Raw genomic sequence first — 17,165 nt, forward strand, 5'->3', positions numbered from 1 at the left:
TTATACATAGATGCAACCGGGTAGCAGTGTTCAAAAGCAGGTTGAATGTAGGGGCGAGTCCATACATAGGACCGGCTAGCCAGTCCCACAAGCTTGCAGGCCAGCATAGAATCTCCCACGGGTTTTGGCCGGTACCGTGTTACTCGACAGCCGTGCGCAACTTCTCGCTACGCCCGCGCAACCACTCCAGCACCAGCAGCAATACCACCGAGAATCCGATCAGCAGCGTCGCAGCAGCAGCGATGGTTGGGCTGAGGTTTTCCCGGATGCCGCTGAACATCTGCCTTGGCAGCGTCGCTTGCTCTGGACCAGCAAGGAACAGCGTCACGACCACTTCATCGAAAGACGTCGCGAACGCGAACAGCGCGCCGGAGATCACACCCGGCGCAATCAGCGGCAAGGTCACTCGACGAAATGCGGTCAGTGGCGACGCCCCCAGGCTCGCAGCCGCCCTGACCAGGTTATGGTTGAAGCCCTGCAAAGTCGCCGACACGGTAATGATCACAAACGGCACACCCAGCACCGCGTGAACCAGAATCAACGACAGGAAGCTGTTGCCCAGTCCCAGCGGCGCGAAGAACAGATAGCTCGCCACACCAATAATCACCACCGGCACCACCATCGGCGAAATCACCAAGGCCATGACCAGCGCCTTGCCGGGGAAGTTGCCGCGGGTCAGGCCAATCGCCGCCAGCGTGCCGAAAACCATGGCCAGCACAGTCGCAGCGGGAGCGATGAGCAGGCTGTTCTTCAGCGCGCGCATCCACTCGTTGGAATTGAAAAAGTCCTGATACCAATGCAGTGAGAAGCCTTGCAACGGGTAAACCAGAAAGCTGCCGGAGTTGAACGACAGTGGGATGATCACCAGCACCGGCAACACCAGGAACAACAGAATCAGCCCGCACAGGATGCGCAAGGCGTAGTACCAGACACGTTCCAGCGGCGAGGAATAAGAACTCAACATGGCAATGCTCCTCAGCTCAAACGCAGGCGGCTGGCGCCGACCAACCAGCTATAGATCAGATAAAGCACAATGGTCGCCAACAGCAGCAGACCGCCCAGTGCCGTGGCCATACCCCAGTTGATGCTGGTGTTGGTATAAAAGGCGACAAAGTAGCTGACCATCTGGTCGTTCGGGCTGCCCAGCAATGCCGGAGTGATGTAGTAACCAATCGCCAGAATGAACACCAACAGGCAACCCGCGCCGATACCGGCATAGGTCTGCGGGAAATACACCCGCCAGAAGCTGGCAAACGGGTTGCAGCCCAGAGAGATAGCGGCACGCATATAAGTTGGCGAGATGCCTTTCATCACGCTGTAGATCGGCAGAATCATGAACGGCAACATGATGTGCACCATCGAGATGTAAACGCCGACCCGGTTGAACACCAGTTCCAGCGGTTTATCGATGATGCCCATGGCCATTAATGCACCGTTGATCAAACCACTGGACTGCAGCAACACGATCCATGCCGCCACCCGAACAAGAATCGACGTCCAGAACGGCAGCAACACTAGAATCATCAGCAAGTTGCTCTGCCGCGCAGGCAGGTTGGCCAGCAAATACGCCAGCGGGTAAGCCAGCACCAGGCAGATCAGGGTAATGACAAACCCCATCCAGAACGTGCGGGCGAAGATGTCCAGATAGATCGCTTGATCAGGCGTCGCAGGTGCCACTTCACCAAGGTCATCAATGCGATGGTCCACTGCGGCCAGCAAATAATAGGGGGTGACACTACTGGTATTGCGTCGGATCACCTGCCAATAGGCAGGGTCTCCCCAACGCTCATCCAGTGCTTCGAGTGCATCTTTATAAGAAGCAGGCTCTTCCTTGAACGGCAGCGCACGCGCGGTGCTCGTCAACAGGCTGCGATAGCCAGCCAGTTCCATGTTCAGGCGCTTGGACAGATCGCCCAGGGTCGAATTCTTGCGGGTCTGGGCCAGATCCATGCTCAGTGCCTTGTAGACCGGCTCCGAGGGCAAGCCCTTGCCGTCCCATTTAGCGACTTCGATCACGGTAGTCGGTAAAGCATTGACCACTTCCGGGTTGCCGACGCTCTTGTAGAGCAGCGCCACAATCGGTACCAGAAATACCAGCAGCAAGAAGATCACTAACGGCGCGATCAAGGCCTGAGCCTTCCAGCGGTTGACCCGCTCGGCACGAGCCAGACGTTGCTTCAAGGTAGGGCTGGCGCCTTCAGTCAGGGGCACGGCGATGGCCATAGCGAACTCCGAAATCTTTGAACGAAGGGCGCATTCCCTACTGTAGGGAACGCGCCCGGACCTAACTCAACCTGACGCGCTTACTTGGCAGCCCAAGAGTTGAAGCGCTGCTCCAGAGACTCACCGTTGTCATTCCAGAACTGCACGTCGATCTGGACTTGATCCTTGATGTTCTCAGGAGTAGTCGGCATGTTCTGCAGGGTTTCAGCACTCAGCAGCTTGACGGCGTCGGTGTTGGCCGGACCGTAAGCGATGTTTTCCGAGAAGGTCTTCTGCTGCTCAGGCTGCAAGCTGTAAGCGATGAACTTCTTCGCCGCTTCGGCATTTTTCGAGCCCTTTGGAATAGCCCATGCGTCGAAGTCGTAAACGCCACCGGTCCACACCACTTTGAGTTTGCTTTCTTTGGCGACCGCTGCGATGCGACCGTTGTAGGCAGAACTCATGACCACATCACCCGATTGCAGGAACTGCGGCGGCTGTGCGCCCGCTTCCCACCACTGAATGCTTGGCTTGAGTTTGTCGAGCATCTTGAAAGCGCGGTCCTGACCGTCTTTGCTGGCCAGTACTTTGTAGACGTCTTTTGGCGCAACGCCGTCAGCCATCAGCGCGAACTCCAGGGTGTACTTGGCGCCTTTACGCAGGCCACGCTTGCCCGGGAATTTTTCGGTGTTCCAGAAATCTGCCCAGCCGGTTGGCGCCGAAGCCAGTTTGTCGGCGTTGTAAGCCAGCACGGTGGACCAGACGAAGAAGCCAGCACCGCAATGAGAGATCGCGCCGGGCACGTATTTCGACTTGTCGCCGAACAGCGCCGGATCGAGTTCTTCGAACATGTCTTCGTCGCAGCCGCGAGCCAGTTCTGGTGATTCAACTTCTACCAGATCCCAGGACACGCTCTTGGTGTCGACCATGGCTTTGACCTTGGCCATCTCGCCGTTGTATTCGCCAGCGATGATCTTGCCGTTACCGGCTTTATCCCAAGGTGCGTAGAAAGCTTTTTCCTGGGCTGCCTTGTTGGCACCGCCAAACGAAACGACGGTCAGGTCAGCGGCCATGGCTTGCGCGGCGCACATCATGCCCAGCGTGATTGCGGTGAACTTCAAAGATTTGAGCATTTGGTTGTTTTCTCCACGAGCAGTGTTGGTTTATGCGTTGTGGGCGATGAGTTCGCCTCTGGCTGATGCCTTTTTATTGATAGATCAATGCACGTGCTGCAAGGGATCGAGTGCGCGAACGTGCTCGATTTGCCATCCAATTGGCACGACATCGCCAACGCTCAGGGCCGGGTCCAGCTCGGCGATGGGCTGCTTGACGAAGAAGTCGGTTTTGCCAGCCACTTCCAGGCGCACACGAACGTGGTCGCCCAAATACACAAACTCTGCAACGCGACCGGAGAAACGGTTCGCGCAGCTCTCGCTGTTGCCATTCAAACTGATGCGCTCCGGGCGGATCGACAGGGTGACGTCATCGCCCACCTGGCCAACATTCACAGCCAGCGCCTCGACTTTCTCGCCCTTCTCCAGTTGCACAACGCAACGCTCGCCGGTATGGCTGAGCAGCTTGCCGTTAAGGCGATTGTTTTCGCCGATGAAGTTGGCTACGAAGGTGTTCTTCGGCTCTTCATAGAGATTGCGCGGGGGCGCGATCTGCTGGATTTCGCCCTGATGAAAAACGGCAACACGGTCGGACATGGTCAGCGCTTCACCCTGGTCGTGAGTCACGTAGACCACGGTCACGCCCAGACGCTGGTGCAGGTGTTTGATCTCCATCTGCATGTGCTCACGCAGTTGCTTGTCCAATGCACCGAGCGGTTCATCCATCAGAACCAGTTGCGGTTCGAAGACCAGAGCACGGGCCAGGGCCACACGCTGTTGCTGACCGCCAGACAGTTGCGCCGGGTAGCGATGAGCGAACGTGCCCAGCTGCACCATGTCCAGCGCACGCTTGACCTTCTCGCTGACGTCGGCCTTGCTCATGCCGCGTACGGTCAGCGGAAACGCCAGGTTTTCTGCGACGGTCATGTGCGGGAACAATGCATAGTTCTGGAACACCATGCCGATATCGCGTTTGTGCGGTGGCACGTTGTTGATGGCACGACCCGCGAGGAGGATTTCACCCGCCGTCGGCGTTTCAAATCCGGCCAGCATCATCAGGCTGGTGGTCTTGCCGGAGCCGGAAGGCCCGAGCAGGGTCAGGAACTCGCCTTTGCGAATATCCAGGTTAAGGTCTTTGACGATAAGGGCTTCGCCGTCGTAGCTCTTCTGCACACCACGGAAGCTGACCAGAACATCATTAGCCCCAGCGCTTGAATCGACGTTGCTCATTACCCACACCTTTGTTTTGTCTGCGTGCGGTCAGCCTAGTTTAGGCTGAGAACCGCGCAAATCGGGGGGTAGGAGAGATTGGGGTAGGGATTGCCCTACAGGGATGGCGGGGATAGGTATGTGCTCGACGACGAATCTCATGACCTTATCGCGGGCAGCCACGCTCCCACAGGGGAATCAAGCTCCTGTGGGAGCGTGGCTTGCCCGCGATAAGGTCAATGATGTCTCGGGCATGTCGTTTTCAGATCACAACAACTTATGCTCCATCGCATATTTCACCAGATCAGCCAGAGAATGCAGGTTCATCTTCTGCATCAGCCGTGCTTTGTGGGTGCTGATGGTCTTGCTGCTCAGGTTCAGTTGCTGGGCGATGTCGTTGACGTTGGCGCCTTGAGCCAAGCGTTCGAACACAGAGAACTCGCGCTCGGACAATAGCGAATGCAATGGCCTGTTATCCGTCAGCCCGACTTCGAAGACCATGCGGTCGGCAAGGTCCGGGTCGATGTAACGACCACCCGCCGCTACCCGTCGAATAGCCGTCAGCAGCAACGCCGGATCACTGTCCTTGGTCGCATAACCGGCAGCGCCGACTTTCAAGGCACGCGCTGCCATCTGCGCTTCGTCGTGCATTGACAGCACCAGTATGGCTGGCGGATTGGTCAGTGCGCGAATACGCGGGATTGCCTCAAGGCCATTCACACCGGGCATGGAGATATCCAGCAACACCACCTCGCATTCAGTCTGACGAAGAGCCTCAAGCAGCTGCTCACCGTTACTGGCCTCGCCCACCACGAGCAAATCCTTGGCAAGGCCGATCAACTGCTTGATGCCTTCACGAACAATAGTGTGGTCTTCAGCTACCAGTACACGAATCACTTGTGTTGCTCCTGCCCGGCTTGATGCAGCGGAATATAGGCGCGCAAGGTTGTGCCCTCACCTGTCTCACTGTCCAGCTCCAGTCGACCGCCAAGCATCAACACCCGCTCTCGCATGCCCACCAGACCGAACGACACGACCTTACCCTGCGGCTGAACAAAACCGATACCGTCGTCGGCAATGGTCAGGCACATGACGCCATCGTCCAGCGTAAGGCTCACGTCCACGGTGTGCGCCTGAGCATGACGTATAACGTTGGTCAGCGCCTCCTGCAGAATCCGGAACATGCCGATGGCCAAAGCATCGCTGAGCGTCGGCAAATTATCAGGCACATCCACCAGACACGGAATTTGCGTGCGCGCCTCGAACCGTTGCGCCTGCCATTCGATGGCCGACGCGATACCCGCATCGAGGATCGGCGGGCGTAGCGCGGTCGCCACGTCGCGCACCAACTGGAACAATTGCGATATCAGGCGCTTCATGCTGTTGAGCCGATCGCGCAAGCCCGGATCAAGATCGGCGTAAGCCAGCTCACACATGGACGTTTCCAGCTTGAGCACAGTCAGCATCTGTCCCAACTCGTCGTGAACTTCCCGGGCGATACGCGCCTTTTCCTCCTCGCGTACGCTTTCCAGATGCGCCGACAGCTCGCGCAGTTGTTCGTGGTAACGACGACGCTCGGTCACGTCAGTGAGGAACACCACCAGATATTCGGACTCCTCGAAGCGCAGGAAACTCAAGGAGACATCGGCAGGCAGAATGCTGCCGTCGGCACACACGCAATTGGTTTCGAATGTCTGGGCAATCCCTTCACTGGAGCGCGCACTTTTCCAAAGGCCCAGCCAGCGATCCATGTGCAACGTGGGTTCGAAATCAATTAACGGCCGATCCACTACGCCGCCGGACGAATAGCCCAGCATGGCCTCTGCCGCATGGTTGGCATAGCGCACGCGACTGTCCCAGTTGACCCAGAGAATGCCCACAGTGCTTTGATCAATGGAAAACTGTGCCAGCTTTAACGCCTCTTCACCTGCCTCGCGCCGCGCCAGTTCTTCGCGAGCAAGCAGCACATCGCGCTCCAGCGACTGCTGCTGACGGCGCTGCCATATAACAATGGCGGAACTGGCCAGCAGTAATACCAGCAGCAACAGACAGATGTTTTGCCAGAAACCAGGCGATTCGCTGGCTTTCACAGCATTGAGCGGCAGCCAGCGCGCATGCAACTGATCAAGCTCCTTGGCCGGAATCGCATGCAGGGCAGCGCTGATAATGTCCGCCAACTCAGGCACATCTCGACGGGAAGCGACGCGCAGCAATTGGGGATAGCCAATATCGCCGACAATACTCAGCCCGGCGAACTCCGGCTCCCGAGACAAGCGACTGAGCTGCGCCTCATCGAGCACGGCATAACGCGCCTGCTGACTCAACAATAATTGCAGCGCTTGCCGGTCCAGCGGCACGCCTTGCAGGTTGATATGGGGATAGGTGTTACGCAGGTAGTCGGCGGTGACGCTGGGCATGCGAATCGCTACGCGCGTGCGGCTGTCGAGCTTCTCAAGGTCCACGACACCAGAGCCGTCGCGCTCGCCCACCACCAGTTGCGAAATCCGCATATAGGGATCGGAAAACAGCCAGACACGAAGGCCAGCCGGGGTTTGAGTCAGACCGGGGGCAATATCCACCATGCCTTGCGCCAAGGCCTCCTCCAAAGCGGCCTGATCAGGGAAGTTACGCCAGAGTAGTTCTGTTTGCAGGCTCCTGCCGAGCAGATTCATCAAGTCGACGTTGGCGCCGGAAAGCTGCTGCTGGCGACGATCAAGCTGCGCATAAGGTGCCTGCATCACCAGCCCAACCCGCAAGGGCCCACGCTTTGATAGCCATGCGCGCTGCTCTGCCGACAGCGGCGTGGACACGGCTGGCTCTGAATCCGCCTGAGCCACGACGTTGAAAATCATCAAGAGCAGGGCCAGACAGCCGATAACTCCAGTGCGCAGCAGAACCATCATCAAGGTGTCGTTCCCGTGTGTTCTATTTAGTCGTTTGAACCGATGCGCCACTCAAGCATGTGCCTGACAAATCCTTACCAACCCATTAGGCTGCCAAGATAGTTTCTGGCCTGGAATATCCGATGTCCTACACATTTCGCGCAACGCTTCCTTCGCTTTGTCTAGCGCTGATACTACCTTGCGCGTTGCCTGTCATGGCGGCAGATCCTGCTCCTGCAAAAGATGCTGCAACCGAACCTGCCGTGGAAAGGGCACCACTGTTACCGCGCACTCAAGAAGATGCGCTGGCCCTTGAAGGGCGTTTGCCGGTTGCCGATCAACAGCAATTACAGGCTGGCGAAGACAGTTTCCTCGCCTTGTGGAAGCCAGCCAACACTGACGATCCCAAAGGTGCAGTGATCATTATTCCCGGTGCTGACGAGTCGGCTGACTCTCCGGATGCCGTAGGCCCGTTGCGACGCAAGTTTCCGGACATCGGCTGGTCAAGCCTGAGCCTGACCCTGCCCGACCAGTTGGCTGATTACAATCAGGCCAGAGCCGCCGATGCGCCTGCAGAAGAGGGTGCAGCAGAAAAACCCAAAGACGCGGCCAAAGCTACCGCACCAACTGATGCCGACAAAGCCGCTGCCGCAGAAAAAGAGGCTGCTGCTGAAACAGCAAGAGCCGCTGCCGCAGAGGAGCAGGCCAAGGCTCAGGCTGAGCGTATCTTCGCCCGAATTGAAAGCGGCATCAGCTTCGCACAGCAGAACAAGGCCCGCAGTATCGTGCTGCTCGGACATGGCAGCGGTGCCTACTGGGCAGCTCGTTACTTGAGCGAACGCCCGGCGCCGCTGGTACAGAAATTCGCCATGGTCACGGCGCGAGAGCCCGCAGATACCAAGCCACTGCTGACCGAGTTGATACCCGGCCTTAAAGTGAAAACCTCGGACTTCATTTACAAGGACGCGAACAACAGGTCTCCAATGGAACGTCTGCAAATCAGCAAGCGTGCAAAAGGACCAGGCTACAGCCAGATTCCTCTGACCGCGATTCCGGGTAACGCTGCTGCAGAGCAGGAACAGATGTTTCGCAGGATTCGCGGGTGGGTTGAGGCGCAGTAAAGATGATTGATCGGAGCGGAAATGCTGCACCGCTCCCACAGAATAAAGCACAACACCATGATCAAAACCCGCGCCGCGCCTTGATCACTTTGTAGGCGTTATGCAAATCCTGAGTCCGGTCCGTCGCATCGCGCACCTGCAACTGGCTAGCGCCCGAACCCGCCACTTTATCCGGGTGGTGCCGACTGAGCAGGCGCCGATAGGCGCGTTTCACCTGCGCAGGATCCGCATCGGCTTGCACGCCCAGCAGTTTCAGTGCCGCCTGGTAATCGTTGCTGTTGTTAGCCAGCGGTTTACGGGGGGCTTCGTGCCCGGAAGCCAGTGAGTCAACTCTGGCCGGCGACCAGCCGAGCCATTTACCCCACCAGACGATCAACTCTCGCTCACCGCGTGAAGGTTTGCCGTTGGCCCATGCCATGCGCCAGCACGCGCGTAGCAGCGCTTCAGCCGTATGAGGCTGGGGGGCGAGCCGACGCAGATGGCCGCGCAGATTATCACCCCCGTCCTTGCCTCGATTGAAGGCCGCGATAGCCCGGCGTTGAGCGGGCTCACTCATGCCCATACGATGCATTTCAGCCCGCGCCTGCTGGATGTGCTGCTCGACCACCCGCCCGTCATTCTTCGCCAGCCGCCCCAGCAGAACGAACAGCAACTCATCATCGCGCAGCGCCGCACGACCGCGCATGCGCTCCCGCAAATGTGCCCAGCTTTGCAGTGCAAGACGCCGATCCAGTGCTTGCCCCAACAGCGCGCCCAGCAAGGCGCCCGGGATGCTGGCAATGGCAAACCCGGCTCCGGCGTCTAACAGAGTCGATGGCCAGAGCATCAGTGTCCCGCCGCGAGCAACTGCTCGACCTGAGCAAGGCGCTCATGGGTGCCGACATCGACCCAATGCCCGGTAAAATGCTCACCGGTCACTTGCCCTTGCTCCATGGCGGCTCGCAACAGCGGCGCGAGTTTGAAAGCACCGGCTTGGCAATCTGCAAACAGTTTCGGGTGAAGGATGGCGATGCCACTGTAGGTGAGCCTTGCACCGGCATCGCTGGAATCACGAACCTGCCCGTCGATCAACGAAAAGTCACCCTGCGGGTGGTGCTCCGGATTATCGATCAACACAAGGTGAGCCAGACCGGCCATTGGCACTCGCAGTGCGCTGAAGTCGTAATCGGTCCAGACATCGCCGTTTACGACCATAAAAGGCTGATCACCCAGCAGCGGCAGCGCACGAAAAATACCGCCGCCCGTTTCAAGCGGCTCACCTTCAGGGGAATACGCAATACGCAGCCCCAAACGTTCGCCGTCCCCCAAGTAATCTTCAATCTGTTGCCCAAGCCAGGCGTGATTGATCACTACATCGTGAAACCCTGCCTCATGCAGCGCGCGCAGGTGATATTCAATCAACGGCACACCGCCTGCACGAACCAGCGGCTTAGGAGTGTGCAGGGTCAATGGACGCATTCGTTCGCCCTTCCCTGCTGCCAGAATCATCGCTTTCATGCCTGCCTCGTCAACACAATCGATAGCCTTATTTCAATGATGACCTTCATACCGTGGCGCGATTCAGAGCGATCCGCTCGCCGGTCGCTTCAGGCTGGTCAGCAAATTAGCCAGTTCAGCCAACTCTGGTCGCCGCTCCAGCACCGCGTCTATATAAGCAAAGAAGCGCGGAACATCGGCCAGATAACGCGGTTTGCCGTCACGATGGCAGATACGGGCGAAGATACCGATGACCTTCAAATGACGCTGTACGCCCATCAGGTCACTGGCACGCAGAAACTCTGCAAAGTCCTCCTGAACAGGAATCCCCGCCGCGCGAGCCTTTTCCCAGTAAATTTCCAGCCAGCCATGCACTCGATCTTGCGGCCAACTGAGAAAGGCGTCCTTGAACAGGCAGGTCACGTCGTAAGTGACGGGTCCATAGACCGCATCCTGGAAATCCAGCACTCCCGGATTAGGTTCGCTGAGCATCAGGTTACGCGGCATGAAGTCACGGTGCACCAGCACTCTGGGCTGCGCCAGCGCGCTCTCGATCAAGAGATCACTGACACGTTGCCAACTGGCCAATTGCTGCTGATCCATCTCGATGCCGAGGTGTTTGCGCACATACCATTCAGGGAACAGCTCCAGTTCACGGCGCAACAAGGCGACGTCATAGCTGGGAAGCGGCGCATCCATCGGCAGTTGCTGATAAGCCAGCAGCGCATCGAAAGCATCTGAGAACAAAGCGTCCGCGTTTTGTTCGTTGATGACATCAAGGTAGGTTTCTCGCCCAAGATCACTAAGCAGCAAAAAGCCTTGAACAAGATCTTCGGCATAAATTTCAGGAACATTAATCCCTGATTTATTTAACAAACGGGCAATATCTACAAATGGTTTGCAGTTTTCCTGAGGTGGCGGCGCATCCATCACAATAAAAGTTTGCTCGCCGCCCTCCCAGCGAAAATAACGGCGGAAACTGGCATCACTACTGGCCGCGGTCAACGTGGCCGGGGGAATTGCGCCCCAGCCCTGCGCTGAAAACAGCGCAGGAAGCTGCTCATCGAGCCAGGATTTCAGGCGTTGCAGGCGTACATCTTGATCTGGCATTGCAAGGGTCTCCGACGGCGCTAGCCGTCAAGCGGGTCATGCTTTATTATCCGACATCTTTTTCAGCCCATCGAGAGGCGTGCGGCCCCCCCGCGGGCAGATGGCGCGCAGGAAGCCCGGATTAATAAGATGGCATTGAAATCCCCCGCGTTTCGTAGAAAGTTTCCGTTGCTCATAACCGGCAGTTTGCTGGCGATGCAACCTTTAGCCACTCAGTTCGCGGTAGCCGCGGAACAGTATGACTGCTCAGTCTCTGCTTCGGGTGCCTGGAATTGCGCGCCGAAAAGCAATGCAGTCGAGCTGCCTCCGCGTCCAGTGCACAGCACGACGTCGGTCAGCTCCAACGGCACTGTCACGTCGGACAGTAGCTCCACCAGCGAACCAGCCGTGGCCAAGCCGCAGCTGGTGACCGAAGCCAAAGGGCGCGGTCTCAAGTCGCGTAGTGCTGACTACAGCCACCTTGACTGGGTTCCACGCGAAAGCCTGACGCCTGCTCAGCTCGCAGAAACCGGACCTTACTGCTCCGGGGCCTACGTCGAGCCGATTCGTCCTGGCATGGATGACAAGACGCCGAAGAAAGACGCGCCGATGTTCATCGGTGCCAAGGCTTCGCGTTATCAGCAGGAAGAGCAGATTGCTTCGCTGGCCGGTGACGTCGTTCTGCGTCAGGGCAGCATGCAGGTCCAGGCCCAGGAGGCCAACCTGTATCAAGCCGAGAACCGTGGCGAGTTGAACGGCGATGTCCGCATGCGCGACAACGGCGCACTGATCGTAGGTGACCGTGCCGAGCTGCAACTGGACACCGGTGAAGCCCAGATCGACAACGCAGAGTATGTGCTGCACAAGTCGAACGTGCGCGGTAACGCCCTGTATGCCAAGCGTGCCGAGAACGCGATCATTCGCCTCAAGGACGGTACGTACACCACGTGCGAACCGAACAGCAACGCGTGGACGCTCAAAGGTAACAACATCACCCTGAACCCGGCCACCGGCTTCGGTACGGCGACCAACGCCACCCTTCGGGTCAAAGACATACCGGTGCTCTACACCCCGTATATCTACTTCCCGATCGATGATCGTCGCCAGTCAGGTTTCCTGCCGCCGTCGTTCAGTACCAGCACCGATACCGGCTTCATGCTGGTAACGCCGTACTATTTCAACCTGGCACCGAACTACGATGCCACGCTCTATCCTCGTTACATGGCCAAACGCGGCATGTTGATGGAAGGCGAGTTCCGCTACCTGACCAAAAGCAGTGAAGGTCAAATCGGCGGCGCGTACCTAAACGACGACGACGACGAGCGCAAGGACCAGAGTGACTACAAAGACACTCGCTGGATGATGAACTGGCAGCACAAGGGCGGCCTTGATTCCCGCTGGCTGACCCACGTTGATTACACAGACATCAGCGACCCGTACTATTTCCAGGACCTGGAATCGGATCAGATCGGTGTTGAGCAATCGGAATTCCTCAATCAGCAGGGTTCCCTGACGTACCGTGGCGATAACTTCAATGCCGTTTTCAACGCCCAGGCTTACAAGCTGGCGACGGTATCTAGAATTACCCCGTACGACCGCCTGCCACAGATCACCTTCAATGGGTCGTTGCCTTACCATCCAGGTGGGTTGCAGTTCGACTATGAAACAGAAGCAGTCCGCTTTGACCGTGACTTGCGCAATGGCACTTACATTAACCAGGACGGTCTCCCTGAGACCCGCCTGGACCAGAACGTTTCCGGCTTGGCGCGCGCCAATGGTGATCGCCTGAATCTTGCGCCATCGGTTAGTCTTCCGATGAACTGGAGCTACGGGTTCCTGACGCCGAAACTGAAGTATGTCTATACCCAGTACGATCTGGATCTGGACAGTATCGGGAAGCAAGAGATTGCAGCCGGGCAGGCCGCAGCTGCAGCTAACGGCACGACCTATATAGACGGCACTTATTCCAGCTCGCAAAACCGTAGCATTCCTGTATTTAGCGTCGACAGTGGCCTGTACTTTGACCGGAACACTAACTGGTTCGGCAAGGACTATCGCCAAACTTTGGAACCTCGCCTGTTCTATCTCTATGTTCCAGAGAAAGACCAGTCCGACATTCCGGTCTTTGACAGTTCCGAAACCACCTTCAACTATGCCTCACTGTTCCGCGATAACCGTTTCACAGGTTCAGACCGCATTGGTGACGAGAACAAGCTCTCGCTGGGCGTTACCAATCGCTGGATTGAAGACAACGGCTTCCAGCGTCAACGCTTCAGCATTGGCCAGGCCATTTACTTCAAGGATCGTGAAGTTCAGTTGCCGGGGATCGCCTTCAAGGACCGTGACGATGCACAAGCCAACGTCTCGCCTTACGCACTGGAATACGAGTATCGCTTCAACCGCGACTGGCGTTTGAATTCCGACTTCAACTGGGATCCGGACAGCCGCAGCACACGCTCGGGCAGTGCGATGTTCCACTACCAGCCTGAAGATAACCCGAACAAGGTTGTCAACTTCGGCTACCGCTATCGCGACGACCAGATCCGCTATGACCAGAACACCGGTCGATGGACAGTGGGTGGTGGCGATTACGGCACTCCGGGTCAACCGGGTTACGTGAAGGACTACTACAAGATCCAGCAGCACGACTTCTCGGTTATCTGGCCGATCGTGCCACAGTGGAACGCAATCAGCCGCTGGCAGTATGACTACAACCGCGATCGCACAATCGAGGCCTTTGGTGGTTTCGAATATGACAACTGCTGTTGGAAACTACGCCTGATCAGCCGTTACTGGATTGATTACGACGAGTTCAGCCAGAACGAGCCTGAGAACGAAAAAGGCGACCACGGCGTATTCCTACAAATCGTGTTGAAGGGACTGGGCGGTGTAACTGGCGCCAAGGTAGAGAGTTTCCTCGACAAAGGCATCCAAGGTTATCGTGAACGTGAAGACCAAGCTTTCTGATTGTCTGCGCCCGCTAATGCTGGGCGCGTTACTCCTGGGAACTGCAGCTCACGCTGCAGTTCAGCAACTGGACAGCGTTGCAGCCATCGTCGATAACGATGTGATCATGAAGAGCCAGGTGGACCAGCGTGTCCGCGAGGTTCAACAGACCATCGCCAAACGCGGTTCAGGTGTTCCTCCTGCCGAGGCTCTGCAGCCACAGGTTCTGGAACGTCTGATTCTGGAAAACCTGCAACTTCAGATAGGCGACCGCTCCGGCATTCGCATTACTGACGAAGAGCTGAACCAGGCAATCGGCACCATTGCTGAACGCAACAACATGAGCGTGGAACAATTCCGCGCCGCGTTAGCCCATGACGGTCTTTCCTACAATGATGCGCGCGAGCAGGTTCGTCGGGAAATGATCATCAGCCGGGTGCGTCAACGCCGTGTGGCCGAGCGCATTCAGGTTTCAGAGCAGGAAGTGAAAAACTTCCTGGCTTCCGGCCAGGGCCAGGCTCAGCTGTCCGAAGAGTTCCACCTGGCGAACATCCTGATTGCTACCCCTGACAGTGCATCGTCAGACCAGATTCAGGCTGCGGCTCGCAAGGCTCAGGATCTGTACAGCAAGCTCAAGCAAGGCGCTGACTTCGGTCAGGCAGCGATTGCCAACTCGGCCAGTGAAAGCGCCCTTGAAGGTGGCGACATGGGCTGGCGTAAAGCCGCTCAACTGCCGCCTCCATTTGGCGACATGCTGGGTTCGATGCCGGTTGGCGACGTTACGCCTCCAGCCCGTACTCCGGGCGGCTTCATCATCCTCAAGCTGCTGGAGAAGCGCGGCGGCCAGGGTCAGGCACAGATGCGCGATGAAGTACATGTGCGTCATATCCTGATCAAGCCAAGCGAAATTCGTAGCGAAGAAGAAACCCGGCGTCTGGCGCAGAAGATCTATGATCGCATCCAGAACGGCGATGACTTCGCCGAACTGGCGAAGAGCTTCTCTGAAGATCCGGGCTCGGCACTCAACGGCGGTGATCTGAACTGGGTCGACCCGAACTCGCTGGTTCCGGAGTTCCGTCAGGTCATGAACGACACACCGCAAGGCACCTTGTCCAAGCCGTTCAAGACTGCCTATGGCTGGCACGTGCTGGAAGTTCTGGGCCGTCGCGCCACGGACGCTACCAACCAGGCGCGCGACCAACAGGCCCTGATGGTATTGCGCAACCGCAAGTATGACGAAGAGCTGCAAACCTGGTTGCGTCAGATCCGTGACGAAGCCTACGTTGAGATCAAGCTCCCTGGCGCAGCCCAGGCTGCACAGTGAAACCCCGGCGTTTCGCACTGACACCCGGCGAGCCGGCCGGCATTGGTCCTGACCTTTGCCTGCTGCTCGCCACGCAACTTCAGCCACACCCCCTTATTGCCATTACCAGCCGCGACCTGCTCACCGAGCGGGCCGCGCAGTTGGGCGTGGTTGTCGATCTGATCTGCGTCACACCTGATGCCTTCCCGGACACTGCCGCTCCTGCCGGCAGCCTTTACGTCTGGGATACGCCACTGCAAGAGCCGGTGATTACGGGCCGACTGAACAAGGCCAATGGCGCGTTCGTTCTGCAAACCCTGACCCGCGCCGGACAAGGCTGCATGGACGGCCACTTCGCCGGGATGATAACGGCCCCGGTCCACAAGGGCGTCATCAACGAAAGCGGCATCGCCTTTTCTGGCCACACCGAATTTCTTGCCGAGCTGACCGGGACTGAACAGGTGGTGATGATGCTGGCGACCGGCGATCTGCGCGTCGCGCTGGTCACCACTCACCTGCCGCTACGCGAGGTCGCCGACGCTATTACTCCTGAGCGTCTGGAACGTGTGACACGCATTCTTCACGCGGATCTGGTGAACAAGTTCGGCATCGCCCGGCCACGTATCCTGGTGTGCGGGCTTAACCCCCACGCCGGTGAAAGCGGGCACCTGGGGCGCGAAGAGATCGACATCATAGAACCCGCTTTAGAGCGTCTGCGCAGCGAGGGCCTGGATCTACGCGGGCCACTGCCAGCCGACACTCTGTTTACCCCCAAATATCTGGAGCGCTGCGACGCAGTGCTGGCGATGTACCACGACCAGGGCCTGCCTGTACTCAAGTACAAAGGCTTCGGTGCTGCTGTCAACGTGACCCTCGGCTTGCCGATTGTTCGCACCTCTGTCGACCACGGCACTGCGCTGGATCTGGCAGGCACTGGCAAAATCGACACCGGCAGCCTGCAGGTCGCTCTGGAAACCGCCTATCAGATGGCCGAGACCCATTCATGACCGAGCAATTTCAACACAAGGCGCGCAAGCGCTTCGGACAAAACTTCCTGCATGACGCGGGCGTGATCGACAAGATCCTGCGAGCCATACGGGCCCGTCCTGAAGACCGCCTGCTTGAGATCGGGCCCGGCCAGGGCGCCCTGACCCAAGGCTTGCTCGGCAGCGGCGCACAGCTGGACGTCGTGGAACTGGACAAAGACCTGATCCCGATCCTGATCCACCAGTTTGGCAACAAGCCCAATTTCAACCTGCATCAAGGCGATGCACTGAAATTCGACTTCACCTCGCTCGGCGCCTCGGCAAACAGCCTGCGCGTGGTCGGCAACCTGCCTTACAACATCTCCACGCCGCTGATTTTCCATCTGCTGCACAACGCCAATCTGATTCGCGACATGCACTTCATGCTGCAGAAGGAAGTGGTTGAGCGCATGGCAGCGGTTCCCGGCGGCGGTGATTACGGTCGCCTGTCGATCATGGTTCAGTACCATTGCCGGGTTGAGCACCTGTTCAACGTCGGACCGGGCGCTTTCAACCCGCCGCCAAAGGTGGACTCGGCAATTGTCCGCCTTGTGCCCCACGAAACACTGCCGCATCCGGCCAAGGATCATCGCCTGCTGGAGCGTGTGGTACGTGAAGCGTTTAACCAGCGCCGCAAGACATTGCGCAACACACTCAAGTTACTGCTTAGCAGTGACGATATTACTGCTGCAGGGGTCGATGGCAGTCTGCGCCCCGAGCAACTGGACCTGGCCGCATTCGTTCGCCTCGCTGACAAACTGAGCGAAATGCCAGCACAGGCCTGAGCCCAAAGGACATGT

At 57.9% G+C, this 17,165-nt stretch carries 14 protein-coding genes; 5 read left to right on the plus strand and 9 right to left on the minus strand.

All coding sequences use genetic code 11. The annotated features are described in order from the left end of the window. Positions 1–139 precede the first annotated feature (139 nt). From RX972_RS07295 to RX972_RS07320, 6 genes are all read right to left on the minus strand, one after another. Positions 140–964: an ABC transporter permease gene (locus RX972_RS07295; RefSeq protein ID WP_027900675.1), complete on the minus strand. Its 825-nt coding sequence runs from the start codon at positions 962–964 to the stop codon at positions 140–142. Positions 965–975: 11 nt separating this feature from the next. Next, a complete protein-coding gene (locus tag RX972_RS07300) occupies positions 976–2,223 on the minus strand; it encodes an ABC transporter permease (RefSeq protein ID WP_027900676.1) in 1,248 nt (415 codons plus the stop codon). A gap of 80 nt (positions 2,224–2,303) precedes the next feature. Further along, a complete protein-coding gene (locus RX972_RS07305) occupies positions 2,304–3,335 on the minus strand; it encodes a polyamine ABC transporter substrate-binding protein (RefSeq protein WP_122807050.1) in 1,032 nt (343 codons plus the stop codon). Positions 3,336–3,419: 84 nt separating this feature from the next. Then, positions 3,420–4,544 (minus strand): ABC transporter ATP-binding protein, encoded by a 1,125-nt coding sequence (locus RX972_RS07310; RefSeq protein WP_122706819.1) that lies wholly within the window; start codon positions 4,542–4,544, stop codon positions 3,420–3,422. 246 nt (positions 4,545–4,790) lie between these two features. Beyond that, positions 4,791–5,420 (minus strand): response regulator transcription factor, encoded by a 630-nt coding sequence (locus RX972_RS07315; protein ID WP_027899443.1) that lies wholly within the window; start codon positions 5,418–5,420, stop codon positions 4,791–4,793. Then, positions 5,417–7,426, minus strand: a complete 2,010-nt coding sequence (locus tag RX972_RS07320; protein WP_316873706.1) for a histidine kinase — start codon at positions 7,424–7,426, stop codon at positions 5,417–5,419. Before RX972_RS07320 ends, RX972_RS07315 begins: the two co-directional genes overlap by 4 nt. A 122-nt stretch (positions 7,427–7,548) precedes the next feature. Here RX972_RS07320 and RX972_RS07325 point away from each other — a divergent pair, with 122 nt between their 5' ends. Continuing rightward, a complete protein-coding gene (locus RX972_RS07325; protein WP_316873708.1) occupies positions 7,549–8,526 on the plus strand; it encodes an alpha/beta hydrolase family protein in 978 nt (325 codons plus the stop codon). A gap of 61 nt (positions 8,527–8,587) precedes the next feature. Here the strand turns inward: RX972_RS07325 and RX972_RS07330 are convergent, their stop codons facing one another. From RX972_RS07330 to RX972_RS07340, 3 genes are all read right to left on the minus strand, one after another. After that, positions 8,588–9,352: a DnaJ domain-containing protein gene (locus RX972_RS07330; RefSeq protein ID WP_316873710.1), complete on the minus strand. Its 765-nt coding sequence runs from the start codon at positions 9,350–9,352 to the stop codon at positions 8,588–8,590. Next, positions 9,352–10,023 carry an N-acetylmuramate alpha-1-phosphate uridylyltransferase MurU gene (murU, locus tag RX972_RS07335; protein ID WP_316873713.1) on the minus strand — a complete coding sequence of 224 codons (672 nt, stop codon included), beginning with the start codon at positions 10,021–10,023 and terminating at the stop codon, positions 9,352–9,354. Before murU ends, RX972_RS07330 begins: the two co-directional genes overlap by 1 nt. 63 nt (positions 10,024–10,086) lie before the next feature. Then, positions 10,087–11,112 carry an aminoglycoside phosphotransferase family protein gene (locus RX972_RS07340; protein WP_316873715.1) on the minus strand — a complete coding sequence of 342 codons (1,026 nt, stop codon included), beginning with the start codon at positions 11,110–11,112 and terminating at the stop codon, positions 10,087–10,089. Positions 11,113–11,241: 129 nt separating this feature from the next. On the opposite strand from RX972_RS07340, the gene RX972_RS07345 reads away from it, so the two are divergent. The 4 genes from RX972_RS07345 to rsmA are packed head-to-tail and all read left to right on the plus strand — an operon-like array spanning position 11,242 to position 17,150. Then, positions 11,242–14,058, plus strand: a complete 2,817-nt coding sequence (locus RX972_RS07345) for an LPS-assembly protein LptD (protein WP_316873717.1) — start codon at positions 11,242–11,244, stop codon at positions 14,056–14,058. Beyond that, positions 14,039–15,361 (plus strand): peptidylprolyl isomerase SurA, encoded by a 1,323-nt coding sequence (gene surA, locus RX972_RS07350; protein WP_176560597.1) that lies wholly within the window; start codon positions 14,039–14,041, stop codon positions 15,359–15,361. Before RX972_RS07345 ends, surA begins: the two co-directional genes overlap by 20 nt. After that, a complete protein-coding gene (gene pdxA, locus RX972_RS07355) occupies positions 15,358–16,347 on the plus strand; it encodes a 4-hydroxythreonine-4-phosphate dehydrogenase PdxA (RefSeq protein ID WP_316873720.1) in 990 nt (329 codons plus the stop codon). Before surA ends, pdxA begins: the two co-directional genes overlap by 4 nt. Further along, the gene (gene rsmA / locus RX972_RS07360; RefSeq protein WP_316873722.1) at positions 16,344–17,150 is read left to right on the plus strand and encodes a 16S rRNA (adenine(1518)-N(6)/adenine(1519)-N(6))-dimethyltransferase RsmA; all 807 of its coding nucleotides are present in this window, start codon (positions 16,344–16,346) and stop codon (positions 17,148–17,150) included. Before pdxA ends, rsmA begins: the two co-directional genes overlap by 4 nt. Positions 17,151–17,165: the final 15 nt, after the last annotated feature.

Source organism: Pseudomonas syringae group sp. J309-1, assembly GCF_032582135.1.
Lineage (GTDB): Bacteria > Pseudomonadota > Gammaproteobacteria > Pseudomonadales > Pseudomonadaceae > Aquipseudomonas > Aquipseudomonas quasicaspiana.

Bases quoted from the DNA above. Each gene is read 5' to 3' on its own strand.
- RX972_RS07340 (WP_316873715.1), bottom strand. From the start codon at position 11,112: ATGCCAGATCAAGATGTACGCCTGCAACGCCTGAAATCCTGGCTCGAT.
- RX972_RS07330 (WP_316873710.1), bottom strand. From the start codon at position 9,352: ATGCTCTGGCCATCGACTCTGTTAGACGCCGGAGCCGGGTTTGCCATT.
- RX972_RS07325 (WP_316873708.1), top strand. From the start codon at position 7,549: ATGTCCTACACATTTCGCGCAACGCTTCCTTCGCTTTGTCTAGCGCTG.
- RX972_RS07295 (WP_027900675.1), bottom strand. From the start codon at position 964: ATGTTGAGTTCTTATTCCTCGCCGCTGGAACGTGTCTGGTACTACGCC.
- RX972_RS07310 (WP_122706819.1), bottom strand. From the start codon at position 4,544: ATGAGCAACGTCGATTCAAGCGCTGGGGCTAATGATGTTCTGGTCAGC.
- rsmA (WP_316873722.1), top strand. From the start codon at position 16,344: ATGACCGAGCAATTTCAACACAAGGCGCGCAAGCGCTTCGGACAAAAC.
- RX972_RS07320 (WP_316873706.1), bottom strand. From the start codon at position 7,426: ATGATGGTTCTGCTGCGCACTGGAGTTATCGGCTGTCTGGCCCTGCTC.
- murU (WP_316873713.1), bottom strand. From the start codon at position 10,023: ATGAAAGCGATGATTCTGGCAGCAGGGAAGGGCGAACGAATGCGTCCA.
- RX972_RS07300 (WP_027900676.1), bottom strand. From the start codon at position 2,223: ATGGCCATCGCCGTGCCCCTGACTGAAGGCGCCAGCCCTACCTTGAAG.
- RX972_RS07305 (WP_122807050.1), bottom strand. From the start codon at position 3,335: ATGCTCAAATCTTTGAAGTTCACCGCAATCACGCTGGGCATGATGTGC.
- RX972_RS07345 (WP_316873717.1), top strand. From the start codon at position 11,242: ATGGCATTGAAATCCCCCGCGTTTCGTAGAAAGTTTCCGTTGCTCATA.